Genomic DNA, 26576 nt, shown 5'->3' with positions numbered 1-26576 from the left:
GTGGGCCCGCTCACTCCAGCGGGACGGACCTGCGGGCCGGGTCCCGCAGGTCCGTCCCGTTGGCCAGCCAGCGTTCCTGGAGCGCCTGCGCGCCGTGCACCCGCTTGTAGGCGGCCTCGTTCGGCGTCATCGGCAGCAGCGGCAGGAACCGTACGGGCTCCAGCGGCGCGTCCAGTTCCAGGTCCTCCACCAGGCCGCCGGACTCGGCCACCAGGACCGAGGTGAAGGGCGCCCCGGGCCACAGCGCCTCGCCCACGTCGAGCGACGCGCCCGGCGCCACGACCAGGCCCTCGACCTGCGGGGAGGCGCCGAGCACGGCGAGCGGGCGGAGCACCTTGCCGGTGTCGGCGCGGCCGGCCCGGACCGACAGCACGAGTTCGGCGCGCGGCCCCTCGACCGGGTCGGCGAGCACCGCCGTGGGGTCCGTCATCGGGTGGGCGGACATGCCGAGCGTGGCGTACCGCACGATGTCGCCCTCCTGGAAGCGGAGCACCTCGATACGGTCCGTGCCGAGGAAGGTGACCGCGGCGCGCGCGTCCGGCTCGCCCAGCGCGGAACGCAGCCGGGCCTCGACCAGAGGAAGTACATCTGCCATGCGGCGAGCATAGAACTCGTCAGTACGCGGCAAAGCGGCACCTTGACACGTTCGCCGACTGGTACGGTGGGCCGGTCGTTCGGGGCAGCACGCAGAAGCGTCGCGATCAGGCTCCGACGCCGATGGGACTCCCTTACGAGGGACCGGCCGGAGGAGGTGGGGCTGTCATGGATCGAAGTCGACCGTGCAGTAGCACCCGCTCTTCCCGCCGCTGATGTAGCTGTTCCGGCTCCGGCTGACCCGCCACCTCTCGCCTTCGTGCCCTTGTGCGCGTCGTACGGAAGAGCACTTCGTTCGCTTGCCTGACCGTCCGGTCATCAGATCCGACGGTCTGCCTGATCCGTATCAGTGACGAAGTCCGCCACCGCGATGGTGCGGTGCTCCCCGCTTTGTGGACGTGCGAAACATCGCGCACCCCACGTCCTCATTCCGGGCAGTTCCGACCGCCGTCGGCCTCTCTTCGTCGCTCGTCACGAAGGAGCCCCGCCATGTCGATGATCCGTGACCTGCGAGCCGTGGTCCGCCCGTCCCGCCCGGCAGCGCGCAAGGACAACGGCACGTACGACACCACCCGCGACCCGGCGACGCCCTCGGCCGTCGTCGACTGCGCCGTCTACCGCGACGGCGCCCGCGTGGCGACCCCCGCGACGCTCACGCCGCAGGAGGCGATGCGCCTGGTGCGGCGCGACGGGGGCTTCGTGTGGATCGGCCTGCACGAGCCGACCGGGGCCGAGTTCGCGGGCATCGCCTCCGAGTTCGGGCTGCACCCGCTGGCCGTGGAGGACGCCGTCCAGGCCCACCAGCGGCCCAAGCTGGAGCGCTACGACGACTCGCTGTTCACCGTCTTCAAGACCATCCACTACGTCGACCACGACCAGCTCACCGCCAACAGCGAGGTCGTGGAGACCGGCGAGGTCATGTGCTTCACCGGGCGGGACTTCTTCATCACCGTCCGGCACGGCGGCCAGGGCTCGCTGCGCGCCCTGCGGCACCGGCTCCAGGAGGACCCGGAGCTGCTCGCCAAGGGCCCCTCGGCGGTGCTGCACGCCATCGCCGACCACGTCGTGGACGGCTACATCGCGGTCGCCTCCGCCCTCCAGGACGACGTGGACGACGTGGAGACCGAGGTGTTCTCGCCCGGCCGGGGCGGCACCCCGCGCGGCACCGACGCCGGCCGGATCTACCAGCTCAAGCGCGAGGTGATGGAGTTCAAGCGGGCGGTGTCGCCGCTGCTGCGGCCCATGCAGCTGCTGAGCGAGCGGCCGATGCGGCTGGTCGACCCGGACATCCAGAAGTACTTCCGGGACGTGGCCGACCACCTCGCCCGGGTCCAGGAGCAGGTCATCGGCTTCGACGAACTGCTCAACTCCATCCTCCAGGCCAACCTGGCCCAGGCGTCCGTCGCGCAGAACGAGGACATGCGGAAGATCACCGCGTGGGCCGCGATCATCGCCGTACCGACGATGGTGTGCGGGGTGTACGGCATGAACTTCCAGCACATGCCGGAGCTGCACTGGCGGTACGGCTACCCGGTGATCATGGGCATCACGGCCGTGATCTGCCTGGGCATCCACCGCACGCTCAAGCGCAACGGCTGGCTGTGAGGGCGCCGGGGGCGTGCCTCGTTACGCTTCTGCCATGACAGACGCGCTGCTCCAGCGGGCCCTCGTCGAGGAGGCCACCAAGAAGTCCGGTCTCATCTGGGTGAGCGGTCCCGGCGTCCCGGCGCGTGCCCTGTGGCACGTCTGGCACGAGGGCGCGGCCTGCCTGGTCGGCGACGGGCCCGGCGAGCAGCCGCTGCCGGGGCTGGCCGACGGCGGCCCGGCCGAGGTGACCGTGCGCAGCAAGGACAAGGGCGGCCGGCTGGTCACCTGGGCGGCCCGGGTCGTGCAGCTCGCGCCGGACAGCGAGGCGTGGCGGGCGGCGGTCGCCGAGCTGAAGGGCAAGCGCCTGAACGCGCCCGACGGCGAGGCCATGACCGGGCGGTGGGCCCGCGAGTGCCGGGTGCTGCGCCTGGAGCCCACCGGGACGACCGCGCCGCTGCCCGACGGCCCGCTCGCCGAGGCGCCGCTGCCGACCCCGGCGACGACCCGGCGGCCCGTCCCGCCGGGGCTGCCCCGGCTGCTGCTGGGGAAGCGCCGGCGGAAGTGAGCACCGGGGCGCGGCTCCGGGGCGGCCGGGGCCGGGCTCAGGACGCGGGCAGCTGCTTGCCGTAGTCGACGGTGTCGCCCTGGGCCGGTGCGGCCAGCGGGAAGTCCTTGCCCCACTCCGAGAAGACCAGCGTCCCCGCGTCGCCCGCGCGCCGCAGGAGCAGCGGGTAGGGCGTGCCTTCCAGGGAGACGTCCAGGGCGCCGCCGGAGCCCTTGCCGCCGGTGACGCGGACCGTGCGTACACCGGACTGCTCGTGGCGGCCGTCGGTCGCCAGGGTGCCGTGCAGGGACAGCAGGCCGTCCAGGAGGACGTTCTTGTCCGTGAAGCCGCTGAACCGCTTGTACGCCGGGTCGCCCTGCGGCACCTTCACGTACTTTCCGTCCAGCTTGTCCGCCGTCCCGCTGTCCGTGCCGCCGCTCTTGTCGCCGTCGGCGCTGCTCCAGAACCGGGCGTCCGCCTTGAGGTACAGCTGGGCGCCGATCCGCAGCAGCCCGAACGTCACCCCCTGCGAGGTGACCGAGCCGGTGCCGCCCTCGGGCTTGAGGCGCATGTCGAGCCGGTAGGAGCGGCCGTTGGTGACCACGTCCCCGGCCAGGTGGACGGTGCCGGCGGCGTCGGCGGCCGCCTTGGCCCTGGCCTGGATCCGGTCGGCCGGCAGCTTGCCGACCCCGTTGGTGCCCGCGTCCGGGTCGTCCCCGGAGCACCCCGCCAGCGCCGCGCCCACGACGAGGGCCACGGCGCTCAGCGCGCCCGCCCGCGCGGCCCGGCGGGTTCGGCGGCCCTGGGGAATCGCAGTCACAGGTGGCGCTGCCTTTCTGGCGGGAGCGAGGGGCGCGGGCATGGCGGTGCCGGGCGTGCGCGGGCGCACTCGGGGCACGCGGAGCGTGGCGGCGGATGGGGCCCGTCGCGGCGTACGGCAGCGTACCGGGGCCGTGCCGGGGCTGCGGAGCCAGTCCGTCCGCACCGCTCACCAGGGCGTATCCGAACGGGACGGGCTAGCCTGAAGCCCACCTGAGCGGGCAAGGGGGATAAGACACCCATCACACCCAGGAGATGCCTCGCGCATCACGGAGCACGCAAAGGAGGCGCGCATGGCAGCGGGCGCCCCCCGGATCTTCGTCTCGCACCTCGCCGGTGTCGCCGTCTTCGATCCGACGGGCGACCAGGTGGGACGCGTCCGCGATCTGGTCGTCATGCTGCGCGTCGGGCGCAAGCCGCCCCGGCTGCTCGGGCTGGTCGTCGAACTCGCCACCCGGCGCCGCATCTTCCTGCCCATGACCCGGGTGACGAGCGTGGAGTCCGGCCAGGTCATCACCACCGGTGTGCTCAACGTCCGGCGGTTCGAGCAGCGGCCCACCGAGCGGCTGGTCTTCGGTGAGCTGCTGGACCGGCGGGTCACGCTCGTGGAGAGCGGCGAGGAGGTCACCGTGCTCGACGTGTCGGTGCACCAGCTGCCCGCGCGCCGGGACTGGGAGGTCGACCGGGTCTTCGTGCGCAAGGGACGCAAGGGCGGGGCGTTCCGGCGCAGCCGGGGCGAGTCGCTGACGGTGGAGTGGTCCGCGGTCACCGGGTTCTCCCTGGAGGAGCACGGCCAGGGCGCGGAGAGCCTGCTCGCCACCTTCGAGCAGCTGCGCCCCGCCGACCTCGCCAACGTGCTGCACCACCTGTCCGCCAAGCGGCGTGCCGAGGTCGCCGCCGCGCTGGACGACGACCGGCTCGCCGACGTCCTGGAGGAGCTGCCGGAGGACGACCAGATCGAGATCCTCGGCAAGCTCAAGGGCGAGCGCGCCGCCGACGTGCTGGAGGCGATGGACCCCGACGACGCCGCCGACCTGCTGGCCGAGCTGCCCGAGGAGGAGCAGGAACGGCTGCTGGGCCTGATGCAGCCCGCCGACGCGGCCGAGATGCGCCGGCTGATGTCGTACGAGGAGCACACGGCGGGCGGCCTGATGACGACCGAGCCGATCGTGCTGCGGCCGGACGCGACCGTCGCCGACGCGCTGGCCCGGGTCCGCAACCGCGACCTGTCCCCCGCGCTCGCCGCCCAGGTCTACGTGTGCCGCCCGCCCGACGAGACCCCGACCGGCAAGTACCTGGGCACGGTGCACTTCCAGCGCCTGCTGCGCGACCCGCCCTACACCCTGGTCAGCTCGATCCTCGACGACGACCTGCAGACGCTCGCCCCGGACGCCGAGCTGCCGGTGGTCGCCGGGTTCTTCGCGGCGTACGACATGGTGGCGGCGCCGGTCGTGGACGAGGCCGGCTCGCTGCTCGGGGCGGTCACCGTGGACGACGTGCTGGACCACATGCTGCCCGACGACTGGCGGGAGACGGAGTACCACCTGGACGACGCGGCGGCCCGGGCGACGGGCGAGGGGGCGGGCACCCATGGCGGCTGAACGCGACACCCGCGAGCGGCACCCCGCGGGGGCGACCGCCACCGGGCGGCCCCGGGCCCGCCTCGACCAGCCGCGCCCGCTGCGGCGCAGGCTGCTGCCCGAGTGGGACCCGGACGCCTTCGGGCGGCTCTCCGAGCGCATCGCGCGCTTCCTGGGCACCGGGCGGTTCATCGTCTGGATGACGGTGGTGATCATCGTCTGGGTGGTGTGGAACATCGCCGCGCCCGCCGCGCTGCGCTTCGACGAATACCCGTTCATCTTCCTGACCCTGGCCCTGTCCCTCCAGGCCTCCTACGCCGCCCCGCTGATCCTGCTGGCGCAGAACCGGCAGGACGACCGCGACCGGGTCAACCTGGAGCAGGACCGCAAGCAGAACGAGCGGTCGATCGCGGACACCGAGTACCTGACCCGGGAGATCGCCGCGCTGCGCATGGGCCTGGGCGAGGTGGCGACCCGGGACTGGATCCGCTCGGAGCTGCAGGACATGATCAAGGAGCTGGAGGAGCGGCAGAACGGCCATCGCGCACCCGCCGTATTCCCGGCGGATCACCCGCGCGGACGTGACATGGACGACCGCTGACGGGGGTCCCGGGGCCGCCGCCCCGCGCCGTACCATCGTCCTTATGGTTACGGAAGACGCGGTGCGCGAAGCGCTGGCGACGGTTGACGACCCCGAGATCCACCGGCCCATCACCGAGCTAGGCATGGTCAAATCGGTGGAGATCGGCGCGGACGGCGCGGTCGCGGTCATCGTGTACCTGACGGTCTCCGGCTGCCCCATGCGCGAGACGATCACGCGGCGCGTGACCGACGCGGTCTCCCGCGTCGAGGGGGTCACCCGCGTCGGCGTCTCGCTGGACGTGATGAGCGACGAGCAGCGCAAGGAGCTGGCGAGCGCCCTGCGCGGCGGCCAGACCGAGCGCGAGGTGCCCTTCGCCAAGCCGGGCAGCCTGACCCGTGTCTACGCGGTCGCCTCCGGCAAGGGCGGCGTCGGCAAGTCCTCGGTGACGGTGAACCTGGCGGCGGCGATGGCCGCCGACGGGCTGAAGGTGGGCGTGGTCGACGCCGACATCTACGGCCACAGCGTGCCGCGCATGCTGGGCGCGGACGGCCGTCCCACCCAGGTCGAGAACATGATCATGCCGCCGTCGGCGAACGGCGTGAAGGTCATCTCCATCGGCATGTTCACCCCGGGCAACGCGCCGGTGGTCTGGCGCGGCCCGATGCTGCACCGCGCGCTCCAGCAGTTCCTGGCGGACGTGTACTGGGGCGACCTGGACGTGCTGCTGCTCGACCTGCCGCCCGGCACCGGCGACATCGCGATCTCCGTGGCCCAGCTGGTGCCGAACGCCGAGATCCTGGTCGTCACCACGCCCCAGCAGGCCGCCGCCGAGGTGGCCGAGCGGGCCGGTTCGATCGCCGTGCAGACCCACCAGAAGATCGTCGGCGTGGTCGAGAACATGTCGGGGCTGCCCTGCCCGCACTGCGGCGAGATGGTCGACGTGTTCGGCACCGGCGGCGGGCAGACGGTCGCTGACGGCCTGACCCGCACCACCGGCGCCTCGGTCCCGGTCCTCGGGTCCATCCCGATCGACGTCCGGCTGCGCGAGGGCGGCGACGAGGGCAAGCCGGTCGTGCTGACCGACCCGGACTCCCCGGCGGGCTCGGCGCTGCGTGCCATCGCGGGCAAGCTGGGCGGCCGCCAGCGCGGCCTGTCGGGGCTGTCCCTCGGGATCACCCCGAGGAACAAGTTCTAGCGCTGTGCGGGGCCTGTACGGCCTCGGGGGCGCCGTCCGCGCGGACGGCGCCCCTGTCGTCGTTCCGGCCGCGCGGGTCAGGCGTACGTGGTGATGTCCGCGACCTTCGCGAAGCCCAGGCCGTAGGCGCTCATGCCCCGCCCGTACGCCCCCACGTGGACCCCTTCGGAGGTCGAGCCGGCCAGCACCCAGCCGAACTCGGACTCGCGGTAGTGGAAGGGGGCCGGGACGCCGTCCACGGGCAGCGAGAGCGTCGACCAGTCCGGTCCTGACAGGTCGTCGGCCAGCACCCACGCGGTCTCGGTCTGCTGCTCCAGCCAGTCGTCGCGCAGCGCGTGGTCCATCTGCGTGGGCCAGGTGACGGACAGCAGGCCCACCCCGGCCAGCCAGGCCGCCGACGAGACGGAGGTGGCCTCCAGGCGGCCGGTGCCGTCGGCCAGCTGCCGCCCGGGGTGGGCGGCGACGGTGACGACGACGGCGAACCGCTCCCTGGGATCGTCCGGGGACCCGGACACGAACTCGTTGCGCACGGAGGGCTCGTCGCCGTGGCCGGTCGAGCCGTGCTCCACGGCGCCGTCGGCCGACGTGCCGACCTGCATCAGCCAGCGCGCTCCCGTGTACGCCTCGTCGAGGCCGTACCACGGGAAGGGCGCCAGCAGGTAGCCGTCGACCGTGCCCCGGGCGGAGGGGAGTGGTCTTCCGCCCTCCGCGGCCGGTGCCTGCGCGACCGCCCTACTTGTCGTCTCCATGAACCCGGACGCCTCCTCGCTCTCGTCGGACCGGCGCGGCCCGCCCCCCATCGGGCGTACTCGTCCGGTCCGCACAACAACTCGGCAGCATATCCACCCCGCCCCGGGCAGCCGGGAAAGCAGCCGGGCGCGTGGCTCGCGGGTGCGCCGGGCGGCGCCGGCGCACAGCGGTGCGCCAAGTGCGTCAGGTGGCGTCGGAGTCGAAGGGCGGCCGCTCGTCGCGGTCGCCCGGCTCGGGCCTCTTGGTCATGTCGATCCGGCCGCCGGCCGGGCCCGCTCCGCCCGCGCCGGACGAGGAGGGCGACGAGGACGACGAGGGCGACGAGGACGCAGACCCGGACTCGCGGCCGTGCACCGCGTCCGTGACCTCGGCCATCTCCTTCTTCAGGTCGAAGCCGTTGCGGATCTCCTTGAGGCCCAGGTCGTCGGCGTCGAGTTGCTTGCGCAGGAACGTCTTGGGGTTGAGGTCCTCGAACTCGAAGTCCTTGAACTCCGGGCCCAGCTCCTGGCGGATGTCCTGCTTGGCCGACTCCGAGAACTCGCGGATCTTCCGGATCGTGCGCGTGACGTCCTGGATGACCTTCGGAAGCTTGTCCGGACCGAACACGAGCACGCCGAGGACGATGAGCGTCGCCAACTCGGGCAGTCCTATGTCGTTGAACACCTGAAGCTCCTTGCGATGTCCGCGGTCCTCGGCCCTCGGGCGGTCCGGTCTGAGCGGGGCCGTCCGTGGTCCGGGCCGGGTCCACGGTACCCGGCCCGGGTGTCCGACCGGTACCGTCCCGCGGTGTCGGAGCCACGTGTACACGACCAGTTTCCGGCCCGTTCGCCCAGCCGCCGCGGGTGGGGTCTTTGCGGGCGCGGCCGCCTGGACGGCCCGGTTCACGGGTGGCCGCGCGGACTCCGGACGCTGCTGCCGGTCAGGGCGAGGTGGGCCGGGGCGCGGAGGACGGCGGGACCGGTGTGGGGCCGGGAGCGGGGGCGGCCAGGAGGCCGAGCGGGGAGAAACCCTGGTTCGTGGACCACTCGGTCAGGGAGACCGGCGGCCGCATGGCGAGCGGACGTATCAGCGGGGACAGGGCCGCCGCGTCGACGGCCATCGGCGGGGACAGCGTGCGCGCCCGGTCCCGCGACGGCTCGGCCGGTGGCGGCACGCCGGGCAGCAGCGGCGCGGACAGCGAGGTCGGCGCCACCGGTGCCCCGCCGCTCAGCCGCTGTACGGACAGCGGGCCGGCCGACTGACGGCGCCGGGTCAGCTCGGGACCCACTCCGCCCGTGCCCGCCGGCGTACCGCTCGTGCCCGCCGTACGGGCCGGGGCCACGTTGCTGCCCGCGCCGGAGCCGCCGCGGGCCTCCGCCGCCGGGTCGCCCACGGCACCGGTGGTCACGCCGCCGAGGGCGACCGCGGCCAGCGACACCGCACCGGCGGCGACGAACGCGAACCGGCGCCCGCGCGAGGCCGCCCGCTCGCTGTCGGGACGGCCCACGGGATGGACCCGGAAGCCCTCCGGCCGGCCCGGCCCGGCAGCGGCCGCGAACGGCCCCGCCGGAACGTACCCGAACTCGAACCGCTGCTCGCCGCGCCGCACGTCGAACACCCCGGAGCGCCCGGGTCCCCGGCCGGGGAACGCGTCCCCGCCCGGCAGCGGGCCGCCGTCCCCGTCCGGGCCGCCCCCGGAAAGCCCCTGGAGGCGGGCGAGGAAGCTCTCCGAGGGGGGCGGGGGGGCCGTCTCCGCGAAGACGTTCTTCAGGCGGCGCTGGGCGTCCACCTCCGCCTTGCACTTCACGCAGGTGGCCACGTGCGCCAGGACGCGCTCACGCGTCTCGTGACCCAGCTCTCCGTCGACCAGGGCGGAGAGTCGGTCTCCCAGGTGCTGTTCCGCGAACGTCCTCGCGGCGGGGTCGGGTCGGGATCCGCTCACGCCGTCGCGCCCCCTCCTCCCAGCGCGGCGACCCCGACCCGGGGCACGAAGCCGCGGCGCTCGGCCCGGCGGGCCTCGGGCGAACGGTGCGCGAGGGCCTTGCGCAGCTGCGAGCGGCCCCGGTGGATACGGGAGCGGACCGTGCCGAGCTTGACGCCCAGGGTCGCGGCGATCTCCTCGTAGGACAGTCCCTCGATGTCGCACAGGACGACCGCGGCGCGGAACTCCGGGGCGAGCGTGTCCAGGGCCTGCTGGACGTCCGCGTCGAAGTGCGCGTCGTTGAAGAGCTGCTGCGGGGTGGGCTCCTTGCTGGCCAGCCGCTCGGCCGCGTCGTCGCCGAGCGCGTCGAAGCGGATGCGCTGCTTGCGGCGGACCATGTCCAGGAAGAGGTTCGTGGTGATGCGGTGCAGCCAGCCCTCGAAGGTGCCCGGGGTGTAGGTCGACAGGGAGCGGAAGACGCGGACGAAGACCTCCTGGGTGAGGTCCTCGGCGTCGTGCTGGTTGCCGGTGAGGCGGTAGGCCAGGCGGTAGACGCGGCCGCTGTGGGTGCTGACGATCTCCTCCCAGGTGGGCGGAGTCCACGCCTGCCCGTCCGCGTCGGTGGAGAAGGTCGCGGTCTGGGTGAAGCCGTCGGCGTGGCTCGCGTCAGCAGCGGTGTCGTTCACGGATTTCGGCCAGCCCGCCGATCCGAGAAAGCGCCGCAGCGCTCTTCCCCGATCCATGGGCGAAGCCGCACCTCCCCTGTCGGCTCTGGTGGTGTCCAGTGGAGCCCCTACCATAGCCACCTCGCCCGTTAGCTCCGGATAAGCGGTTTTACGAGAATTTGAACCGCGCTGCCACGGCTCGTCCGGCTGCGTCAGCGCCTGCCCGGCGTCCCGATCCATCCCATACCCCCCGTCCTGCCTCCGGCGACGTCTCCCGGTGTTCCCCCGCCCTCTTCAACGACCGGTCCCATCTGCGGGTTCCCGGGCCCAACGGATACAGTCACGCCGAGACAACCACGGGACAGGAGAGGGTCATTACCGGCAACCGGCAGACGAGCTGGGCGTTCGCCGACGCCTATGTCGCCGAGGAGGACGCGCTGCTCTGGGCCCGTGACCGGGCCGCCGAGGCAGGACTGCGCTCGGTGTCACCGGCCGCGGGCGCGGCGCTGCGGTTGCTCGCCGCCACCGTGGACGCCAAGGCGGTCGCGGAGATCGGGACCGGTACCGGCGTCTCCGGCATCCACCTGCTGCACGGCATGCGCCCGGACGGGGTGCTGACCACCGTCGACCCCGAGCCCGAGCACCAGCAGTCCGCCCGGCAGGCGTTCCGCGCCGCCGGCTTCGCCAGCAACCGGGCCCGGTTCATCCCCGGCCGCGCCCTCGACGTGCTGCCCCGGCTCGCGGACGCCGGGTACGACCTGGTCTTCTGCGACGGCGACCGGCAGGAGTTCCTGGACTATCTCGCTGAATCGTTGCGCCTGCTGCGCCCGGGTGGCCTGGTGGTCTTCGAGGGCGTCTTCGCGCACGGCAGGACGGTGGATTCCGGGCCGCAGCCGACGGAGGTGCTGCGCCTGCGCGAGCTGCTGCGCACGGTGCGCGAGAGCCCCGGCCTGGTGCCGTCGCTGCTGCCGGTGGGCGACGGCCTGCTGTGCGCGGTCAAGCGCTGAGCGAGCGCCGACCGGGGGCTGACCGAGCCGACCGAGCGCTCCCCCGGACTTCGGCGGGCGGCTCGGGCGGCGGGCGGTCCGGGTGGCGGGCAGCTCGGGCGGCGGCCCCCGGAAAAGCGGCTGCCCCGGCACCGCTCACGCGATGCCGGGGCAGCCGGAAAGACTGTGGTCGCTCGCGCGTCAGCCGACGACCTTCTTGAGGGCGTCGCCGAGCGCGTCGGCCTCGTCAGGGGTCAGCTCGACGACGAGCCGACCGCCGCCTTCGAGCGGAACGCGCATGACGATGCCCCGCCCCTCCTTGGTCACCTCGAGCGGGCCGTCACCCGTCCGCGGCTTCATGGCCGCCATGCTCGTTCCCCTTCCTGAAACCCAGCTCATCGTCAAGGCCGACGGCCCACAGGGGCACGCGTGCGATCCGCGCCCAGGACGGCCCAGGACACGCGACACCGGCATCGAACACATTGCTTCTTGGCCATTATCCCGCATCTCAGGACCCGATGACCAACATCAGTCCGCATCGCTTGGGCAACGCGCGCGAGCAAAACCACTCAATTCGGGGATGTGGCTGCGATACTGCGCCCTCGCGCCGACCTCCCCGGACGCCCGGCCCACCGGATTTCTTTGACGCAGGTCACACGTCCGCTCCGCGCCGGGGCCGGTGATCTCCGTCATGCTGTCCTCCGGACAGGACGTACCGAGCGGTACGCCGCAGCCGGACACCGGAGGGGATGCCCCATGGCCGACACCGTGCTCTACGAGGTGAGCGACGGGCTCGCGACGATCGTGCTGAACCGCCCCGAGGCGATGAACGCGCTGGACATCGCGACCAAGAACGCCCTCCGGGACGCGGCCCGGGACGCCGCCGACGACGACGCCGTACGGGCGGTGCTGCTGACCGCCGCCGGGGACCGGGCGTTCTGCGTGGGGCAGGACCTCAAGGAGCACATCGGGCTGCTGAACGCCGACCGGGAGAGCGGCTCCGGTCAGACGATGAGCACCGTACGGGAGCACTACAACCCGATCGTGCGGGCGCTGGCCGGTGCGGCGAAGCCCGTGGTGGCCGCGGTGAACGGCGTGGCCGCCGGGGCGGGCTTCGGTTTCGCGCTCGCCGCCGACCACCGGATCGTGGCGGACACGGCGTCCTTCAACACCTCCTTCGCGGGCGTGGCGCTCACCGCCGACTCCGGCGTCTCCTGGACGCTGCCGCGGGTGGTCGGCCCCGGCCGCGCCGCCGACCTGCTGCTCTTCCCGCGCACGATCACCGCGCAGGAGGCCCTGGCCCTGGGCATCGCCGACCGGGTCGTACCGGCGGCCGAGCTGCGCGCCGAGGCCGAGAAGACGGCGCGCCGGCTGGCCGCGGGCCCCACCCTCGCGTACGCGGCGCTCAAGGAGTCGGTCGCCTACGGGCTGACGCACTCCCTGGAGGAGACGCTGGAGAAGGAGGACGAGCTACAGGCGCGCGCGGGGCGGTCCGCGGACCACGCCATCGCCGTACAGGCGTTCGTGCACAAGGAGAAGCCGAAGTACCTGGGGCGCTGAGCCACCGGCCGGGCCCGCCGCGTCCGGTCAGGGGCGGCGGGCCACGCAGTCCGCGAGGTGGTCGTCGACCAGGCCGCACGCCTGCATCAGCGCGTACGCCGTGGTCGGGCCGACGAAGCGCAGCCCGCGCTTCTTGAGGGCCTTGGACAGGGCCGTGGACTCGGGGGTGACGGCCGGGACGTCGGAGAGGGTCCGCGGGGCGGTGCGGCCGGCCGGGTCGGGGGCGTGGGACCAGATGAGGGCGTCCAGGTCGCCCGGGGCCCAGCCGGCGAGCACGCGCGCGTTGGCGAGGGTCGCGTCCACCTTGGCGCGGTTGCGGATGATGCCCGGGTCGGCGAGCAGGCGCTCGCGGTCGGCCTCGGTGAAACCGGCCACCGCGGCGATCTCGAACCCGGCGAAGGCGGCGCGGAAGCCGGGGCGGCGGCGCAGGATGGTGATCCAGGACAGGCCGGACTGGAACGCCTCCAGGCTGAGCCGTTCGTAGAGGGCGTCGTCGCCGTGGACGGGACGGCCCCACTCCTCGTCGTGGTAGGCGACGTACTCCGCCGCGGACAGCGCCCACGGGCAGCGCAGGCCGCCGTCCGGGCCGACGACGGGGGCACCGGCCGGGGCCGCTGCCGGGGCCGGGGTCGCTGCCGTGGCCGGGGGCGGGGTCGCTGCCGTGGCCGGGGGCGGGGTCGCTGCCGCCTCTGTCGTCACGCTCTCGGTCACCGGGTCCGTCACTGCTCGCCCTCCGCTTCCGGCTTGGTCAGGCGTACCCGGGTCTCGGCGTCCCGGGCTCCGGCCAGGGCGGTCTCCAGGTCGGCGATCCGGGCCTCCCGCTCGGCGAGTTCCGCGCCGAGCCGGCCGAGGGCGTCGTCCACGTCCGCCATGCGGTAGCCGCGCACGGCGAGCGGGAAACGCAGCTCCTCCACGTCGGCGGGGCGCACCGGGCGGTCCGGCGGCAGCGGGTCGCGCAGCCGCTCGGGGGCCGCCTCGGGCAGCGGGCCGGCGCCCTCGCCGCCACCCACGACCGCGAGGGTCACCGCGGCGACCACGACCGCGAGCGCGACGACCAGGAACAAGAACATAACCATCGCTGAGGTCCCCACGGAGTCCGGAGTCTGTCGTTTGTGTCAGGCGGGTGTGCCAGGCGTGTGTGTCAGGGTCCGATCGTGCCATGCGACGCTGACGGTTAGGGTCGCAGGCGGTCGAGGACCACGACGTACGAGGAGAGGTCACAGGGGATGCTCAGGCTGGGCAGGCGTGAATTCGGCGCGCACGAGCCGGTGATCATGGCGATCGTCAACCGGACCCCGGACTCCTTCTACGACCAGGGGGCGACGTTCCGCGACGAACCGGCCCTGGCGCGCGTCGAGCAGGTGGTCGCCGAGGGTGCCGCGATCATCGACATCGGCGGGGTGAAGGCCGGGCCCGGCGAGGAGGTCACCGCCGAGGAGGAGGCCCGGCGCACGGTCGGCTTCGTCGCCGAGGTGCGGCGGCGGTTCCCGGACGTGGTGATCAGCGTGGACACCTGGCGCGCCGACGTCGGCGAGGCGGTCTGCGAGGCCGGGGCCGATCTGCTGAACGACGCGTGGGGCGGCGTGGACCCGCGGCTCGCCGAGGTCGCCGCGCGGTACCGGGCCGGCCTGGTGTGCACCCACGCGGGCGGCGCCCGGCCGCGGACCCGGCCGCACCGGGTGGCGTACGAGGACGTCATGGCCGACATCCTGGAGGTGACCGTGGGCCTGGCCGAGCGGGCGGTGGCCCTCGGTGTGCCCCGGGAGTCGGTGCTGATCGATCCCGGGCACGACTTCGGCAAGAACACCCGGCACAGCCTGGAGGCGACGCGGCGGCTGGACGAGATGGCCGCGACCGGGTGGCCGGTGCTGGTGTCCCTGTCCAACAAGGACTTCGTGGGCGAGACGCTGGACCGGCCGGTCAAGGAACGGGTCCTGGGGACGCTGGCGACGACCGCGGTCTCGGCGTGGCTGGGGGCGCGGGTGTACCGGGTGCACGAGGTGGCGGAGACGCGGCAGGTGCTGGAGATGGTGGCGGCGATCGCGGGGCACCGGGCGCCCGCCGTCGCCCGGCGGGGGCTGGCGTAGGGGCCGGGGGCTTCGCCCCTGGACCCCTTGTGTGCGCTGTCGGCCGCCCGCCGGAGGGGGTTGCTCGCGCAGTTCCCCGGGGTTCTGGTCTAACGGTCCACCCCGAGTGAGTCCTTCCACTCCCTAAGCGTTGTCCCGTAACTGCTGGTCACAGGTGAGATGATCTTGCTGTGGCTGGTGTGATCACGGCGTCGGAGCCCTCCTGGACAGCCCCGTTCACCGGGCTGAGTCCGCGGCAGTTCAGCAAGCTCGTCACCGCGCTGCGGCGCGAGGGTGTGGACCCGGTGCGCAAGGGCCGGCCGTGGAGCCTGCCGCTGGAAGACCGCGTGCCGCTGGTCGCCGCGTACTGGCGGACCAACCTCACCCTGCGCCAACTGGCCCCGCTGTCCGGGGTGTCCAAGTCCGCGGCCGACCGCATCACCGACCACCTCGCACCCTCGCTCGCGCTCCAGCAGCGCAAGCGGTTCCGTAAGGACACCGGGGTGATCGTGAACGGGACCCTGGTCCCCACCCGTGACCACCAGGTGGCCGAGCAGAGGCGGGGCACCGGTGCGCCATCCCCACATGTCGGCAGACCCCCGTCGAGATCGCGCACATCACTCCGTGGACCAAGGTTCGAGAACACAAATTTGAGAATCTTATTTCGCTTTGCCCGACCTGTCACACGCGTTTCGATCAGAGCGATATCGACCGGAAGGCGATGCTCCAGTACAAGGAGAATCTTGAGGTATTGAATAGTCGTCATACCGATACTGAGCGACAGTTCCTTAAGGTGTGTGCCCAGAACTGGGAAACGTTTCGCAGTGAACATCTCAGCCCTGATGTAACCCTGGACAAATTCCGTCAAGGCAGGGTGGTATCGCTGGGGAATATGAAGCTTCACACCGACATGTGGTGGCTTCTCTCGAATCTGCTCGACGACGGAATTATCACCTTTGGCAATGAACTTCCCGCCCTCTTTGAAAATGGTCTGGTAACCCAAGTCAGCCTGACTGACAAGGGGTGCAGCCTCATTGGGCGTGTGGTAGACGCAGAGCCGATCTAGCCTGACCCCTGAAGCCCCGTACCGCCGCCTTTCCTGGTGGCCGGTACGGGGCTTTCTGCGTTTCTAGGCTGCCGGGTGCTCAGCTAGTAGGGCTGCGACTTCCGGAACTTCGGCGTACTCCTGCAACCGGGCGAGAATGATCCGCACGCGCTCTGCCACCCTTTCTGACGGCGCGTCAGAGCCAAGGGAGATGACCCGTTCCGCTACGGCTGCCGCCTCTTCTGGTTCGTTGGCATCCGCCAGAGCCACGGCCAGCCAAGAGAGATACAGCGCCATTTCACGGGTGTGCGTGGCGTCATAGCCGCTGAGGACTTCCCGGAGCAACGGTACGGCGCGCAAGGGTCGGTGAAGCTCCGTGTAGACCCGGGATTCCATGATCCGGAGTTCGCCAGCGTCCACCCAGTACAAGTAGGCAGGCGATTCCGTGCCTTCGCTGTCTTCGCTGAGCGCCTGCCCGGCCTCCCCCAGTGCGCGCATTGCCTGTTGTCCGTTCTCCGTTCCTCCGGCTTTCGTGTGCGCCCATGCCACCCGGTCCAGATACAGCGCGCGGGCTTTTGGGGGTGCTTCGGTCTCTGCGTCCCGGAAAGCTGCCTGAGCCAGGGTGAGCCCTTCGGCTTCACGCCCTGTGTTACTCATCTGGTAGGCAAGTGATCCGGCGAGATTCCCGGCAAGGGTGTGGTCTTCCGCCTGCCGTGCGGCACTGATGCCAAGCCGGTAAATGCGCTCTGCCTCTTCGTGCTGTCCAGCGTCACTAGCAATCCATCCGGCAATCTGCGCCAACTCCCCGATTTCCCGGAGGAGTTGACGCCCTACTTCGCCGGTGTGCGTGCTCACTCGGTACAGCTTCACTACGCGTCGAAGGTCTCGAAGTGCGGGGCGGATTAGGTCACCCCCTGCTAGCACGTCGTCAGCCAGCCTGAGCCCATGCACCCGCCGTTGCAGTTCGTCTACGGTGCCCATTCCGACGCGGCGCCCTGTACGGCCTTCCAGCAGGCTTAGCGGGTCGTCTTCGGGCAGGAAGTCAGCCAGGGTCGGCAAGGGCGGCTCAGCGGGCGTAGGCGGCCCTGTGAGGGCTTCCACGGGTACGCCAAGAGCCGTAGCAAGGAAGGGCAGCCATTCGCGCGGGGTCCGCTTCCCTGTCTCCCATCGGCTGATTTCTTGACGGCCGACCGGATCACCGGAAATGCCTGCTGCCCGGCAGACCTCCCGCGCCAGCCGTGCCTGACTCCACCTGAGCCGGTCACGCTCCCGCCGGATGTTGGCCCCAACGTTGCTCCCCATAGGTCCAGTCTGGCCGACAGTTGGCCGACAGGTGGCCGCTATGCACCGACTCAGGTCAAAGGGACGTTGGGAGACGCACGCAAGACCCCCGCGACCGTGCGACCGGCCCGGGGGCGTGGACCACCTGATTGGGCAGGCAACCATGGCGAATAGTAGACGGGCATCGGGCAGAATCGGTAACGGGGTCGGAGGAACGCGGCGGTTTTTCGTCAGCGCGGATAAAGGGCTGTTCGTCGCGCTGCAACCCAAATCCCCGACGCTTCCCGGGGACACGCTCAAGTGGCCGAAATGCCAGTGCGGCAGCCCAAAATGCCCGGACAGCGAGGCGAACGCGGAGTGAGCGCCTCGTATTCTCCGGAAGCGTCCAAAGAAGAGGGAAGCCAACCGGCCCCACTGCCTTCCCTTGAAGACTTGGCCAAGCGCGCTGAGGAGTTGGCCGAAGCGATCAGGCGACATCTGGAAAGGCCATGACCGCCAAGTCGAAGGCGGAGAAGGCCGCCCCGGGGAAGACCTATTGCGGCTGCTGTGTCGGGTGGCGCGATATCTGGTGCCCAGACTGTTACGGATTCTTTGGATGCGAAACGTGCAAGTACACGTACAAGGTGCCGTGCCCGGTCTGCGCGGGTGGCGATAGGGAGCCGATCCGATGGTGAGGAGATTTCTCGGCCGGATTGCATGGCCGGTGTGCGTTCTGACTTCGGCGGCATCGTGCGGCTTCATCATCACTGCCGCGCTGACAGGGAAGCTCTAGGCGAACCACCGATCGTAGGGAGTTGTGGGATGAGTGCTGCCCAAAACACTTTGAAGTTTGCATGGTTGGAGGTGACGGGCCGGTGTAACGAGTTCTGCGATCACTGCTACACGGACTCGTCACCGAAGGGAACGCACGGCACCATGACCGTGCAGGACTGGACGCGGGTAATCGACCAGCTTTCGGGCATGGGCGCGCTTGACGTTCAGTTCATCGGCGGAGAGCCGACGCTGTACCCGCACCTTCCGGAGCTGATCCGGCACGCGCACGGTTCCGGGCTGTCCGTGGAAGTGTTCTCGAACATGACCCACATTCGCCCGGAGCTGTGGGAGACGTTCACCGAATGCGGGGTCAAGCTCGCCACGTCGTACTACTCGGACACGGCCGAGGAACACGACAACGTGACCAGGCTCCGTGGTTCGCACAAGAAGACCCGGGCGAACGTTGAGAAGGCGCTCAGCCTCAATATCCCGCTTCGCGGCGGAGTGGTGGCAGTGCAGGAAGGCCAGCGCGTCCAAGAGGCTGCACGGGACCTTTCCGCGCTGGGAGTCGGCACGGTCGGCGGTGACCGGACCCGGGCTTTCGGCCGTGGGAGCAAGGGCGCTGCCCCGACCATCGGTGATCTGTGCGGGCACTGCGCACATGAGAAATGCGCCATCGGGCCGACCGGTGACGTGTGGCCGTGCGTGCTGGGCCGGTTCCTGAACATCGGCAACGTGATGGACGCGCCCCTTTCCGAAATCTGGGGCGGGGTGGCCATGGCGGAAGTGCTGGCCGACATCACGGCCGTGCATGGGGAAGGTGCCCAGTCCTGCACGCCCCCGCAATTCCTTCCCATGTGCGGGCCGTGTGGTCCGTGCGTTCCGTCCGTGGCGCACTGCGACCCGAAGGAGGCGGATGCCATGGCGGGTCCGGCTACGATCGGTGCACCCGCTTAACCGCTGAGATCATCAGGAGTTCACCAATGGAAGATCACGGGGACGACTTCGGCCGGTGGGGCACTGACGGCAACGCCAACGCCATACAGCGGACCGAAGAGGACTGGGCCAGGATCGCGGGGTATATCCGGCACGCCGCGAACAAGGTAGGGCCGACGCTGCCCCTGTGCCTTCCTGGTGAACCTGACGAGTGCGGCCGGAGCGCTCAACAGCACGTCCTCGCGTGGTCCGCCCACCTCAAGGCCGTGGCCCATCACCTGATCGAACAGTCAGCGCCGAGCGAGGCACGGGCGGCACACGTGGGCGGACCGCTCTACCAGCGCCGACTAGGTGAGCTTCGGGCCCAGAGCGCCCCCGTGCACGCTCAGCACTGAACAGCACGCCCCCAGCGGCCCCGTTCGTACGTCGTACCCCCGTGGCGCATGGGCGGGGCCTCTCGCTGTCTGGCCAGGGGTTTCCTTGGCTGTCAGACAGGCCCTAGCGGCCCGCCTCCTTCGAGACCAGGGTCACCGCCTCCTCCACGTCGTCCGTGACGTGGAAGAGGGTCAGGTCGGCCTCGGCGGCCTTGCCCTGGGCGATGAGGGTGTTCCGCAGCCAGTCGACCAGGCCGCCCCAGTACGCGCTGCCGAACAGGACGATCGGGAAGCGGGTGACCTTCTGGGTCTGGACGAGGGTGAGCGCCTCGAACAGCTCGTCGAGGGTGCCGAGTCCGCCGGGCAGGACCACGAAGCCCTGCGCGTACTTCACGAACATCATCTTGCGGACGAAGAAGTACCGGAAGTTGAGGCCGATGTCGACGTACGGGTTCAGGCCCTGCTCGAAGGGCAGCTCGATGCCGAGGCCGACCGAGGTGCCGCCGGCCTCGCAGGCGCCCTTGTTCGCCGCCTCCATCGCGCCAGGACCGCCGCCGGTGATCACCGCGAACCCGGCCTCGACCAGGCCCCGGCCCAGCCGCACCCCCGCCTCGTACTCGGGTGAGTCCACCGGGGTGCGCGCGGAGCCGAACACGCTGATGGCGGGCGGGAGTTCGGCCAGGGTGCCGAAGCCCTCGATGAACTCGGACTGGATGCGCAGCACCCGCCAGGGGTCGGTGTGCACCCAGTCCGTGGGGGCGCGCTCGTCCAGCAGCCGCTGGTCGGTGGTGCTCTCCTGGACCTGTCCGCGGCGCCGGAGGACGGGTCCCAGGCGCTGCTCCTCCGGTGGCTGCTTCTTGCCCTCGGGGTTGCCTGTAGCCATGTGCGCTCCCTCCACGTGCGGAACCTTCCACCTCAGCGTAGATCCACGCCGGTTACCGGCGGGGGACCTCGGCATGTCCGGTGCGCGGTGCCCCGGCGGTGCGGGCCGGGGCGGCCGGCTCGTCAGCTCGTCAGCCAGGTCCGCAGCCGTTCCTCGCCCGCCAGCACCTTGGCGGTCTCCACCCGTTCGTCGCGCTTGTGCGCCAGCAGCGGGTTGCCCGGGCCGTAGTTGACGGCCGGGACGCCCACCGCCGAGAAGCGCGACACGTCCGTCCAGCCGAACTTGGGGCGCGGGGTGCCGCCGACCGCCTCGATGAACGCCGCCGCGGCCGGGTGGCCGAGGCCCGGCAGGGCGCCCGGGCTGTGGTCGTCGATCACGAACTCCTCGACGCCGCAGCCGGCGAAGACCTCGCGGACGTGGTCGACCGCCTCCTGTTCCGTACGGTCGGGCGCGTAGCGGAAGTTGACGGTGACCACGCACTCGTCGGGGATGACGTTGCCGGCCACGCCGCCGGAGATGCCGACCGCGTTGAGGCCCTCGCGGTACTCCAGGCCGTCGATGACCGGGCGGCGCGGCTGGTACTCGGCGAGCCGGGCGAGGATCGGCGCGGCGGAGTGGATGGCGTTGGAGCCCATCCAGCCGCGCGCGGAGTGCGCCCGCTCGCCGCGGGTCTTCAGCAGCATGCGCAGGGTGCCCTGGCAGCCGCCCTCCACCTCGCCGTCGGAGGGCTCCAGCAGGACCGCGAAGTCGGCCGCCAGCCACTCCGGGTGGGCCTCGGCGACGTGCTTGAGGCCGTTCAGGTCGGCGGCGACCTCCTCGTTGTCGTAGAAGACGAAGGTCAGGTCGCGGTTGGGGGCGGGGACGGTGGCGGCGATGCGCAGCTGCACGGCCACGCCGGACTTCATGTCGCAGGTGCCGCAGCCCCACAGGACGCCGTCCTCGTCGAGCCGGGAGGGCACGTTGCCGGCGATCGGGACGGTGTCGATGTGGCCGGCCAGCACCACCCGCTCGGACCGGCCCAGGTCCGTGCGCGCGACGACGTTGTTGCCGAGGCGGTCCACCGTCAGGTGCGGCAGGGCGCGCAGCGCGGCCTCGATCGCGTCCGCGAGCGGCTTCTCCGTGCCGCTCTCCGAGCGGAAGTCGACGAGCCGCGCGGTCAGCCGCGCGGCGTCCAGCGTGAGGTCAAGCGGGGTATCGGCCATGGCCTCGACCCTAACCCGCCCGAGCTGCCGCCCGCCCGCGTCCGGACGGCCCGCCCACATCGCATCCGCCGGGGCCGCGTGCCTGTCCGCGTACGGCCTGCCTGGGACCCGCCCGCCTGCCCGGGTACGGCCCCGCCCGGCTCCCACACGCCTGCCCATGCACGACCCGCCCGAGTCCCGCCCACCTGCCCGCTGACGCCCGCCCAAGTCCCCCCCCATCTGCCCGCGTACGACCCGCCCAGCTCCCGTCCGCCTGCCCGCGTACGTCTCTCGCGGGGTCCGCTCGCGCGGGTGCCGCCGCGTGCCCTCACCCACCGGCCGTGAAGACCCCGGAGGACTCCAGTACCTTGTACGCGTGCCAGAGCCGTCCCCCACCCCTCAGCGCCGTGGCCGCCCTTTCCGGATCGGGGCGGCCCTCGTCGTCCTGCTCGCGGTCGCGGGCTATCTGACGGTGCAGTACCTGACGGGCGGCACCGGCCCGGGCTGCGAGGTGGTGTCCGCCGACCGGGGCGGCGCGTCCTACGAGTTCACGCCGGAGCAGGCGGTGAACGCGGCGACGATCGCGGCCGTCGGCAGCGGGCGGGGCATGCCCGAGCGGGCCGTGACGATCGCGCTGGCCACCGCCCTTCAGGAGTCGGGCCTGCGCAACATCGAGCACGGCGACCGGGACTCCCTGGGCCTGTTCCAGCAGCGGCCCTCGCAGGGCTGGGGCACGCCGAAGGAGATCATGGAACCGGCGTACGCGGCCGGGGTCTTCTACACGCACCTGACCGAGATCCACGACTACCAGCGGCTGCCGCTGACGGTGGCCGCGCAGCGGGTGCAGCGCAGCGGCTTCCCGGAGGCGTACGCCAAGCACGAGCAGGACGCGGCCCTGCTCTCCGCCGCCCTCACCGGGCGCGCGGCGGCCACGCTGACCTGCCAGGGGCGGCCCGCCGTCGCCACCGCCACCGGGCCGGACGCGGTGCGGGCCGCCCTGGTGCGGGACTTCGGGCGGGACGCGGTGGAGGAGACCGGCGCGGAGGTGGGCGGCGGTCGCGGCGGTCGCGGCGCGTCCCCGACGCCCACGGCACCGCCCGCGGACCCCGGCACCCACGGGCGCACGGTGACCCTGCCGGTGCGCCCCGGCACCGGCGCGGCCAAGGGGCAGAGCGCGCCGCAGCGCGGCTGGCAGCTGGCGCAGTGGGCGGTGGCCAACGCCTCCGCGCTGCACATCGAGCGGGTGGCGTACGCCGGGCGGGAGTGGACCGCCGGGGTCACCGAGGGCCAGTGGCGCGCGACGGACGCGAAGAACGCGGACAGCGGCACGGACGGCGGCACGGGCGGCGGGGCGCGCGGCACCGGCTGGGTGCAGATCACCACGAGCCGCTGACCGCCGGGCACGTGTGCGGTTCTTCCCTCGCACGGGTGACGCGGGGCGGGTCCGGGCCGGGGTGTGCGCAGGTTTTCGTGCCGTCACTCCCGTGTTCCCCGAAAGCCTTGGGAACACAGGGGCGTAAGGATTCAGCAGACTTTTCGGCCGGAGACCCTTCATCCCTCCTTCGTCCCTTTTTATCCACAACCGATAATGCGACGCATTACCAACTCTTTACCTCGGCCCGCCGCAACCTTCCCCGCCTTCGAGCGGTAGTCACTGCGTCCGAGCCCGGCGGCCCGGCGGCCCTGCGGCCTCCGGTCAACTGCCGGACACGACCGGACACTTCAAGGTTTCTCTCCCGTCGAAGGAGCAACATGTCCCTCCCCCTGACCCGCCGGATCGCCCGTGCCGCCCTGCTCGTCGCTGCGGGAGCGGCCGCCGGGGTCGGCGCGGCCGGTTCCGCCGGCGCGGCCACCCAGCTGCCGGCCACCCCGAACCTGGGCGGCCTGACCGCCCTGGACGGGGCGAGCGTCGGCAACACCGTGGACGGTGCCGCGCAGCACGTCACCGGGGTCGCGGGCGACACCGGCGGCAAGGCCGTCAAGCAGGCGGTGCCGGCCGCGGGCAAGACCGGCGGCAAGCTGGTGAAGAAGGCGACCCCGGTGGCGCAGAAGGCGGCGGGCGACACGGCGGGCACCGCGGCGGGCCTCCTCGGCGACACCGCGAAGACGGCGACGCAGGGCGGCCTGCCCACGCAGGGGCTGCCCACCCAGGGCCTGCCCACCCAGGGGCTGCCGGTGCAGGGGCTGCCGCTCGGCGGCTGATCCGCCGCCGCACGCGGACACGGACGCGGACGCGGACGGGGCCCGGGGAGATCCCCCGGGCCCCGTCCGCGTGTCAGCGAGGTGCCGGCCGGCGGTTCACAGCCGGGCCACGGCCGCCGCGATCCGTTCGTCCGTCGCCGTCAGGGCCACCCGGACGAACCGGTCGCCCGCCGGGCCGTAGAAGTCGCCCGGGGCGACCAGGACGCCCCGCTCGGCGAGGTGGGCGACGGTGTCCCAGCAGGACTCGTCGCGGGTGGCCCACAGGTACAGGCTGGCCTCGCTGTGCTCGATGCGGAAGCCGTGGGCGAGCAGCGCCTCGCGCAGGGCGACGCGGCGGGCGGCGTAGCGCTCGCGCTGCTCGCGCACGTGCGTGTCGTCGCCCAGGGCCGCCACCACCGCCGCCTGGGTGGGCGCCGAGGTCATCATGCCGCCGTGCTTGCGGATCTCCAGCAGCGGGCCGAGGACGGCCGGGTCGCCGGCGAGGAAGGCGGCGCGGTAGCCGGCCAGGTTGGAGCGCTTGGACAGCGAGTGGACCGCGACGATGCCGTCGAAGGAGCCGCCGTTCACGTCGGGGTGCAGTACCGAGACCGGGTCGGCCTCCCAGCCCAGTTCGAGGTAGCACTCGTCGGAGAAGACGAGGACGCCGTGCTCGCGGGCCCAGGCGACGGTCCGGGTCAGGTCCTCCTTGCCCATGACCTTGCCGGTGGGGTTGGACGGCGAGTTCAGCCACAGCAGCTTCAGGGCCGCCGGGTCCAGCTCGGTCGGGTCGTCGTAGGCCACGTGGTCCGCGCGGGCCAGCCGGGCGCCGACCTCGTACGTCGGGTAGGCCAGGCGCGGGTAGGCGACCCGGTCGCCGGGGCCCAGGCCCAGCTGGGTGGGGAGCCAGGCGACCAGTTCCTTGGAGCCGACGACCGGCAGCACGTGGTGGTGGGTGACCCCGCGCGCGCCGAGGCGGCGCTCGACCCAGCCGGTGATCGCGTCGCGCAGCGCGGGCGTGCCCCAGACCGTCGGGTAGCCCGGGGAGTCGGCCGCCGCGATCAGTGCCTTCTGGATCAGCTCGGGGACCGGGTCGACCGGGGTGCCGACCGACAGGTCGACGATGCCGTCCGGGTGGGCTGCGGCCGTCTTCTTGTACGGCTCCAGCTTGTCCCAGGGGAAGGTGGGGAGTCGGTCGGAGACTGCGGACACGGGGATCAGGCTCACTTTCTCGTACGGAAAACGCCTCGGTCCCGCACGGCCGCCGACACGCTCGGAGCGGTCAGGCCGTACGGGACCGAGGCGGCGGCCGGCCGGGGGACCGCGCCGGACGGTTACTCGCCCTGCGGCGGCAGCGCGGAGATGACCGGGTGGTCACGCTCGATCAGGCCCAGCTTGCTGGCGCCGCCGGGAGAGCCGAGCTCGTCGAAGAACTCGACGTTCGCCTTGTAGTAGTCCTTCCACTCCTCCGGCACGTCGTCCTCGTAGAAGATCGCCTCGACCGGGCAGACCGGCTCACAGGCACCACAGTCGACGCATTCGTCCGGGTGGATGTACAAGGACCGCTGGCCCTCGTAGATGCAGTCGACCGGGCACTCCTCGATGCACGCCTTGTCCTTGACGTCGACACAAGGCTGCGCGATGACGTAGGTCACGCTGTCGTTCCTCCTCGATAGGGCGCTGGCGGGCCTCCACAGGCTCCGCCGCCTGGCGCGCGGGAGCGCGGCGTCGTCGATGCCCGCCCCTAGTATCTCCGTTCCGGGGCACGATCCGAACAGGAGGGGTGAACTGACCTGTGGAAATCTGGCCGACAGGACGACTTGAGGTCCGCGTCACCGCTGCTGACGTGGGCAAACGGGTTTCCGTGCGGCGGCTGGCCGAACCGCCGGGAACGGGCGAGAAGTTCACCGACACGGTCGGCGTTCTCACATCATGGGACGATGGTGTGCTGCTGATCACACGAAAGAGCGGCGAGCGGGTGCGGATCGCGGAATCCTCGCTGGTGGCCGGGAAGGTCGTACCGGCCGCTCCGGCGCGCCGCCGGGGTCCCGCCGCCTCGTACGGGGAACTCGCGCGTGTCGCGGCGCGGGCCTGGCCGCCGGTCGAGAGCGGGCGGCTCGGCGGCTGGGAGCTGCGGGCCGCCGCCGGGTTCACCCGGCGGGCCAACTCGGTGCTGCCGCTCGGTGACCCCGGCCTCCCGCTGGACGCGGCGCTGGCGGCCGTACGGCGCTGGTACCGGGAGCGCGGCCTGCCCGCGTACGTCCAGACCGCCACCGGCGCCGAGGGCACGCAGGAGCTGCTGTGCGCGGAGCTGGAGGGGCGCGGGTGGACGCGCGAGGTGAGCGCGGAGGTGTGGACCGGGGCGCTCGCGCCGGTCGCGGACCGGGAGCCGGGCCCTGTGGACCACGCGGTCGCGCTGTCCCGCACGGCCGACGAGGCGTGGCTCGCGCGCTATCAGCGCAAGGGGGTGAGCGAGGTGGCCCTGGAGGTGCTGGGCGGCGGGCCCTCGGTGTGGTTCGCGACCGTGCCCGGCGCGACGGCCGGCGAGCCGCCCGCCGCGATCGGGCGGTGCGTCGTGGACGGCCGCTGGGCCTCCTTCGCGGCGGTCGAGGTGGACCCGGCCCTGCGCCGGCGCGGCCTGGCCGGCACCGTCCTGGCCGCACTCGCCCGCCAGGCCCTCACCGAGGGCGCCTCGGCCGCCTGCCTCCAGGTCGAGACCGACAACACGGGGGCCCGGGCGCTGTACGCGGGCCTGGGCTTCTCGGCGCACCACGCGTACCACCACTATCGGGAGCCGGACACGGAGGTCGACGCGGAGGCGGAGGGGGGCGTGGGGTCGAGCGCGGGGTTCGGCACGGGGCCGGATGCGGAGTTCGGCACAGGGCCGGATACGGGGTCCGGCACAGGGCCGGATACGGAGTTCGGCACAGGGCCGGATACGGAGTTCGGCACAGGGCCGGATACGGGGTCCGGCACAGGGCCGGATACGGAGTTCGGCACAGGGCCGGATACGGGGTCCGGCACAGGGCCGGATACGGGGTCCGGCACAGGGCCGGATACGGAGTTCGGCACAGGGCCGGATGCGGGGTCCGGCACAGGGCCGGATACGGGGTGCG

At 72.1% G+C, this 26576-nt stretch carries 26 protein-coding genes and 4 pseudogenes; 15 read left to right on the top strand and 15 right to left on the bottom strand.

Annotated features, from left to right (window positions below; genetic code table 11):
• Positions 1–10: 10 nt before the first annotated feature.
• Positions 11–595, bottom strand: a complete 585-nt coding sequence (locus tag ABZ858_RS15610; protein ID WP_361377364.1) for a suppressor of fused domain protein — start codon at positions 593–595, stop codon at positions 11–13.
• A gap of 488 nt (positions 596–1083) precedes the next feature.
• On the opposite strand from ABZ858_RS15610, the gene ABZ858_RS15605 reads away from it, so the two are divergent.
• Together ABZ858_RS15605 and ABZ858_RS15600 are read left to right on the top strand one after the other, a co-directional pair.
• The gene (locus ABZ858_RS15605) at positions 1084–2199 is read left to right on the top strand and encodes a magnesium and cobalt transport protein CorA (RefSeq protein ID WP_361377361.1); all 1116 of its coding nucleotides are present in this window, start codon (positions 1084–1086) and stop codon (positions 2197–2199) included.
• Positions 2200–2233: 34 nt separating this feature from the next.
• The gene (locus ABZ858_RS15600) at positions 2234–2746 is read left to right on the top strand and encodes a hypothetical protein (RefSeq protein WP_361377358.1); all 513 of its coding nucleotides are present in this window, start codon (positions 2234–2236) and stop codon (positions 2744–2746) included.
• A 37-nt stretch (positions 2747–2783) separates the two neighbouring features.
• On the opposite strand, the gene ABZ858_RS15595 is transcribed toward ABZ858_RS15600, so the two are convergent.
• Positions 2784–3545, bottom strand: coding sequence for a hypothetical protein (locus ABZ858_RS15595; protein WP_361377355.1), 762 nt, complete (start codon positions 3543–3545; stop codon positions 2784–2786).
• Positions 3546–3837: 292 nt separating this feature from the next.
• On the opposite strand from ABZ858_RS15595, the gene ABZ858_RS15590 reads away from it, so the two are divergent.
• From ABZ858_RS15590 to ABZ858_RS15580, 3 genes are read left to right on the top strand one after another with little or no spacing between them, the layout of a single operon-like run.
• Entirely contained in the window at positions 3838–5145 is a 1308-nt protein-coding gene (locus tag ABZ858_RS15590; RefSeq protein ID WP_361377352.1) for a CBS domain-containing protein, read from the top strand.
• A complete protein-coding gene (locus tag ABZ858_RS15585; RefSeq protein ID WP_361377349.1) occupies positions 5135–5725 on the top strand; it encodes a DUF1003 domain-containing protein in 591 nt (196 codons plus the stop codon). Before ABZ858_RS15590 ends, ABZ858_RS15585 begins: the two co-directional genes overlap by 11 nt.
• Before the next feature lie 43 nt (positions 5726–5768).
• Positions 5769–6902 (top strand): Mrp/NBP35 family ATP-binding protein, encoded by a 1134-nt coding sequence (locus ABZ858_RS15580; protein WP_361377346.1) that lies wholly within the window; start codon positions 5769–5771, stop codon positions 6900–6902.
• A 77-nt stretch (positions 6903–6979) separates the two neighbouring features.
• Here ABZ858_RS15580 and ABZ858_RS15575 read toward each other — a convergent pair whose 3' ends face one another.
• The 4 genes from ABZ858_RS15575 to sigE all read right to left on the bottom strand — a co-directional run bounded on the left by ABZ858_RS15575 (position 6980) and on the right by sigE (position 10295).
• A complete protein-coding gene (locus ABZ858_RS15575) occupies positions 6980–7651 on the bottom strand; it encodes a hypothetical protein (RefSeq protein WP_361377343.1) in 672 nt (223 codons plus the stop codon).
• A gap of 184 nt (positions 7652–7835) precedes the next feature.
• A complete protein-coding gene (locus ABZ858_RS15570) occupies positions 7836–8315 on the bottom strand; it encodes a sec-independent translocase (RefSeq protein WP_361377340.1) in 480 nt (159 codons plus the stop codon).
• Between the two features lie 256 nt (positions 8316–8571).
• The gene (locus tag ABZ858_RS15565) at positions 8572–9573 is read right to left on the bottom strand and encodes a zf-HC2 domain-containing protein (RefSeq protein WP_361377337.1); all 1002 of its coding nucleotides are present in this window, start codon (positions 9571–9573) and stop codon (positions 8572–8574) included.
• The gene (gene sigE, locus ABZ858_RS15560) at positions 9570–10295 is read right to left on the bottom strand and encodes an RNA polymerase sigma factor SigE (protein ID WP_361377334.1); all 726 of its coding nucleotides are present in this window, start codon (positions 10293–10295) and stop codon (positions 9570–9572) included. Before sigE ends, ABZ858_RS15565 begins: the two co-directional genes overlap by 4 nt.
• A 233-nt stretch (positions 10296–10528) precedes the next feature.
• Between sigE and ABZ858_RS15555 the strand changes: the two genes are divergently transcribed.
• Positions 10529–11224 (top strand): O-methyltransferase, encoded by a 696-nt coding sequence (locus ABZ858_RS15555; protein WP_361378002.1) that lies wholly within the window; start codon positions 10529–10531, stop codon positions 11222–11224.
• A 180-nt stretch (positions 11225–11404) separates the two neighbouring features.
• On the opposite strand, the gene ABZ858_RS15550 is transcribed toward ABZ858_RS15555, so the two are convergent.
• Positions 11405–11572 carry a DUF3117 domain-containing protein gene (locus tag ABZ858_RS15550; protein ID WP_003966491.1) on the bottom strand — a complete coding sequence of 56 codons (168 nt, stop codon included), beginning with the start codon at positions 11570–11572 and terminating at the stop codon, positions 11405–11407.
• 387 nt (positions 11573–11959) lie between these two features.
• Between ABZ858_RS15550 and ABZ858_RS15545 the strand changes: the two genes are divergently transcribed.
• Positions 11960–12763, top strand: coding sequence for an enoyl-CoA hydratase-related protein (locus ABZ858_RS15545; protein WP_361377331.1), 804 nt, complete (start codon positions 11960–11962; stop codon positions 12761–12763).
• 27 nt (positions 12764–12790) lie between these two features.
• Here the strand turns inward: ABZ858_RS15545 and ABZ858_RS15540 are convergent, their stop codons facing one another.
• Together ABZ858_RS15540 and ABZ858_RS15535 are read right to left on the bottom strand one after the other, a co-directional pair.
• Positions 12791–13336 (bottom strand): DNA-3-methyladenine glycosylase I, encoded by a 546-nt coding sequence (locus ABZ858_RS15540; protein ID WP_361377999.1) that lies wholly within the window; start codon positions 13334–13336, stop codon positions 12791–12793.
• Between the two features lie 146 nt (positions 13337–13482).
• Positions 13483–13839, bottom strand: a complete 357-nt coding sequence (locus ABZ858_RS15535) for a DivIVA domain-containing protein (protein ID WP_361377328.1) — start codon at positions 13837–13839, stop codon at positions 13483–13485.
• A gap of 150 nt (positions 13840–13989) precedes the next feature.
• On the opposite strand from ABZ858_RS15535, the gene folP reads away from it, so the two are divergent.
• The 4 genes and pseudogenes from folP to ABZ858_RS15515 all read left to right on the top strand — a co-directional run bounded on the left by folP (position 13990) and on the right by ABZ858_RS15515 (position 15895).
• On the top strand, positions 13990–14850 hold the full coding sequence (folP, locus tag ABZ858_RS15530) for a dihydropteroate synthase (RefSeq protein ID WP_361377325.1): 861 nt from the start codon (positions 13990–13992) through the stop codon (positions 14848–14850).
• A 170-nt stretch (positions 14851–15020) separates the two neighbouring features.
• Positions 15021–15392: pseudogene (locus ABZ858_RS15525) on the top strand (transposase family protein); the annotation flags it as partial.
• Positions 15393–15406: 14 nt separating this feature from the next.
• Positions 15407–15523: pseudogene (locus tag ABZ858_RS15520) on the top strand (HNH endonuclease); the annotation flags it as partial.
• A 27-nt stretch (positions 15524–15550) separates the two neighbouring features.
• A complete protein-coding gene (locus ABZ858_RS15515) occupies positions 15551–15895 on the top strand; it encodes a hypothetical protein (protein ID WP_361377322.1) in 345 nt (114 codons plus the stop codon).
• Positions 15896–15958: 63 nt separating this feature from the next.
• On the opposite strand, the gene ABZ858_RS15510 is transcribed toward ABZ858_RS15515, so the two are convergent.
• Positions 15959–16729 (bottom strand): hypothetical protein, encoded by a 771-nt coding sequence (locus tag ABZ858_RS15510; RefSeq protein ID WP_361377996.1) that lies wholly within the window; start codon positions 16727–16729, stop codon positions 15959–15961.
• Positions 16730–16981: 252 nt separating this feature from the next.
• Positions 16982–17176, bottom strand: a pseudogene (locus tag ABZ858_RS15505) (helix-turn-helix domain-containing protein); the annotation flags it as partial.
• A gap of 675 nt (positions 17177–17851) precedes the next feature.
• On the opposite strand from ABZ858_RS15505, the gene ABZ858_RS15500 reads away from it, so the two are divergent.
• A complete protein-coding gene (locus tag ABZ858_RS15500; protein ID WP_361377319.1) occupies positions 17852–18865 on the top strand; it encodes a radical SAM protein in 1014 nt (337 codons plus the stop codon).
• Positions 18866–19342: 477 nt separating this feature from the next.
• On the opposite strand, the gene ABZ858_RS15495 is transcribed toward ABZ858_RS15500, so the two are convergent.
• Both ABZ858_RS15495 and dapE read right to left on the bottom strand, forming a co-directional pair.
• Entirely contained in the window at positions 19343–20101 is a 759-nt protein-coding gene (locus ABZ858_RS15495) for a TIGR00730 family Rossman fold protein (RefSeq protein WP_361377316.1), read from the bottom strand.
• Positions 20102–20223: 122 nt separating this feature from the next.
• Complete coding sequence (gene dapE / locus ABZ858_RS15490) at positions 20224–21303, bottom strand: succinyl-diaminopimelate desuccinylase (RefSeq protein WP_361377313.1); 1080 nt, start codon at positions 21301–21303, stop codon at positions 20224–20226.
• A gap of 355 nt (positions 21304–21658) precedes the next feature.
• On the opposite strand from dapE, the gene ABZ858_RS15485 reads away from it, so the two are divergent.
• On the top strand, positions 21659–22675 hold the full coding sequence (locus tag ABZ858_RS15485; protein WP_361377310.1) for a heavy metal transporter: 1017 nt from the start codon (positions 21659–21661) through the stop codon (positions 22673–22675).
• A gap of 359 nt (positions 22676–23034) precedes the next feature.
• A complete protein-coding gene (locus ABZ858_RS15480) occupies positions 23035–23484 on the top strand; it encodes an ATP-binding protein (protein WP_361377307.1) in 450 nt (149 codons plus the stop codon).
• Positions 23485–23580: 96 nt separating this feature from the next.
• Here ABZ858_RS15480 and ABZ858_RS15475 read toward each other — a convergent pair whose 3' ends face one another.
• Positions 23581–24672: a bifunctional succinyldiaminopimelate transaminase/glutamate-prephenate aminotransferase gene (locus tag ABZ858_RS15475; RefSeq protein WP_361377304.1), complete on the bottom strand. Its 1092-nt coding sequence runs from the start codon at positions 24670–24672 to the stop codon at positions 23581–23583.
• A 122-nt stretch (positions 24673–24794) separates the two neighbouring features.
• Positions 24795–25115, bottom strand: coding sequence for a ferredoxin (fdxA, locus tag ABZ858_RS15470; RefSeq protein WP_037852134.1), 321 nt, complete (start codon positions 25113–25115; stop codon positions 24795–24797).
• A 140-nt stretch (positions 25116–25255) separates the two neighbouring features.
• On the opposite strand from fdxA, the pseudogene ABZ858_RS15465 reads away from it, so the two are divergent.
• A pseudogene (locus tag ABZ858_RS15465) lies at positions 25256–26260 on the top strand (GNAT family N-acetyltransferase); the annotation flags it as partial.
• Between the last annotated feature and the right edge of the window lie 316 nt (positions 26261–26576).

Origin of the sequence: Streptomyces sp. NPDC047017 (assembly GCF_040644175.1) — a bacterium.
Lineage (GTDB): Bacteria > Actinomycetota > Actinomycetes > Streptomycetales > Streptomycetaceae > Streptomyces.
The sequence above is the reverse complement of the archived record's forward strand: the minus strand, read 5'-3'. Positions and strand labels throughout refer to the sequence as shown.

Coding starts and splice junctions, on each gene's coding strand:
- ABZ858_RS15610 (WP_361377364.1), bottom strand. CDS start 595: ATGGCAGATGTACTTCCTCTGGTCGAGGCCCGGCTGCGTTCCGCGCTG.
- ABZ858_RS15605 (WP_361377361.1), top strand. CDS start 1,084: ATGTCGATGATCCGTGACCTGCGAGCCGTGGTCCGCCCGTCCCGCCCG.
- ABZ858_RS15600 (WP_361377358.1), top strand. CDS start 2,234: ATGACAGACGCGCTGCTCCAGCGGGCCCTCGTCGAGGAGGCCACCAAG.
- ABZ858_RS15590 (WP_361377352.1), top strand. CDS start 3,838: ATGGCAGCGGGCGCCCCCCGGATCTTCGTCTCGCACCTCGCCGGTGTC.
- ABZ858_RS15585 (WP_361377349.1), top strand. CDS start 5,135: ATGGCGGCTGAACGCGACACCCGCGAGCGGCACCCCGCGGGGGCGACC.
- ABZ858_RS15580 (WP_361377346.1), top strand. CDS start 5,769: ATGGTTACGGAAGACGCGGTGCGCGAAGCGCTGGCGACGGTTGACGAC.
- ABZ858_RS15575 (WP_361377343.1), bottom strand. CDS start 7,651: ATGGAGACGACAAGTAGGGCGGTCGCGCAGGCACCGGCCGCGGAGGGC.
- sigE (WP_361377334.1), bottom strand. CDS start 10,295: ATGGATCGGGGAAGAGCGCTGCGGCGCTTTCTCGGATCGGCGGGCTGG.
- ABZ858_RS15550 (WP_003966491.1), bottom strand. CDS start 11,572: ATGGCGGCCATGAAGCCGCGGACGGGTGACGGCCCGCTCGAGGTGACC.
- ABZ858_RS15545 (WP_361377331.1), top strand. CDS start 11,960: ATGGCCGACACCGTGCTCTACGAGGTGAGCGACGGGCTCGCGACGATC.
- ABZ858_RS15535 (WP_361377328.1), bottom strand. CDS start 13,839: ATGGTTATGTTCTTGTTCCTGGTCGTCGCGCTCGCGGTCGTGGTCGCC.
- folP (WP_361377325.1), top strand. CDS start 13,990: ATGCTCAGGCTGGGCAGGCGTGAATTCGGCGCGCACGAGCCGGTGATC.
- ABZ858_RS15515 (WP_361377322.1), top strand. CDS start 15,551: ATGCTCCAGTACAAGGAGAATCTTGAGGTATTGAATAGTCGTCATACC.
- ABZ858_RS15500 (WP_361377319.1), top strand. CDS start 17,852: ATGGCCGGTGTGCGTTCTGACTTCGGCGGCATCGTGCGGCTTCATCAT.
- ABZ858_RS15495 (WP_361377316.1), bottom strand. CDS start 20,101: ATGGCTACAGGCAACCCCGAGGGCAAGAAGCAGCCACCGGAGGAGCAG.
- dapE (WP_361377313.1), bottom strand. CDS start 21,303: ATGGCCGATACCCCGCTTGACCTCACGCTGGACGCCGCGCGGCTGACC.
- ABZ858_RS15480 (WP_361377307.1), top strand. CDS start 23,035: ATGTCCCTCCCCCTGACCCGCCGGATCGCCCGTGCCGCCCTGCTCGTC.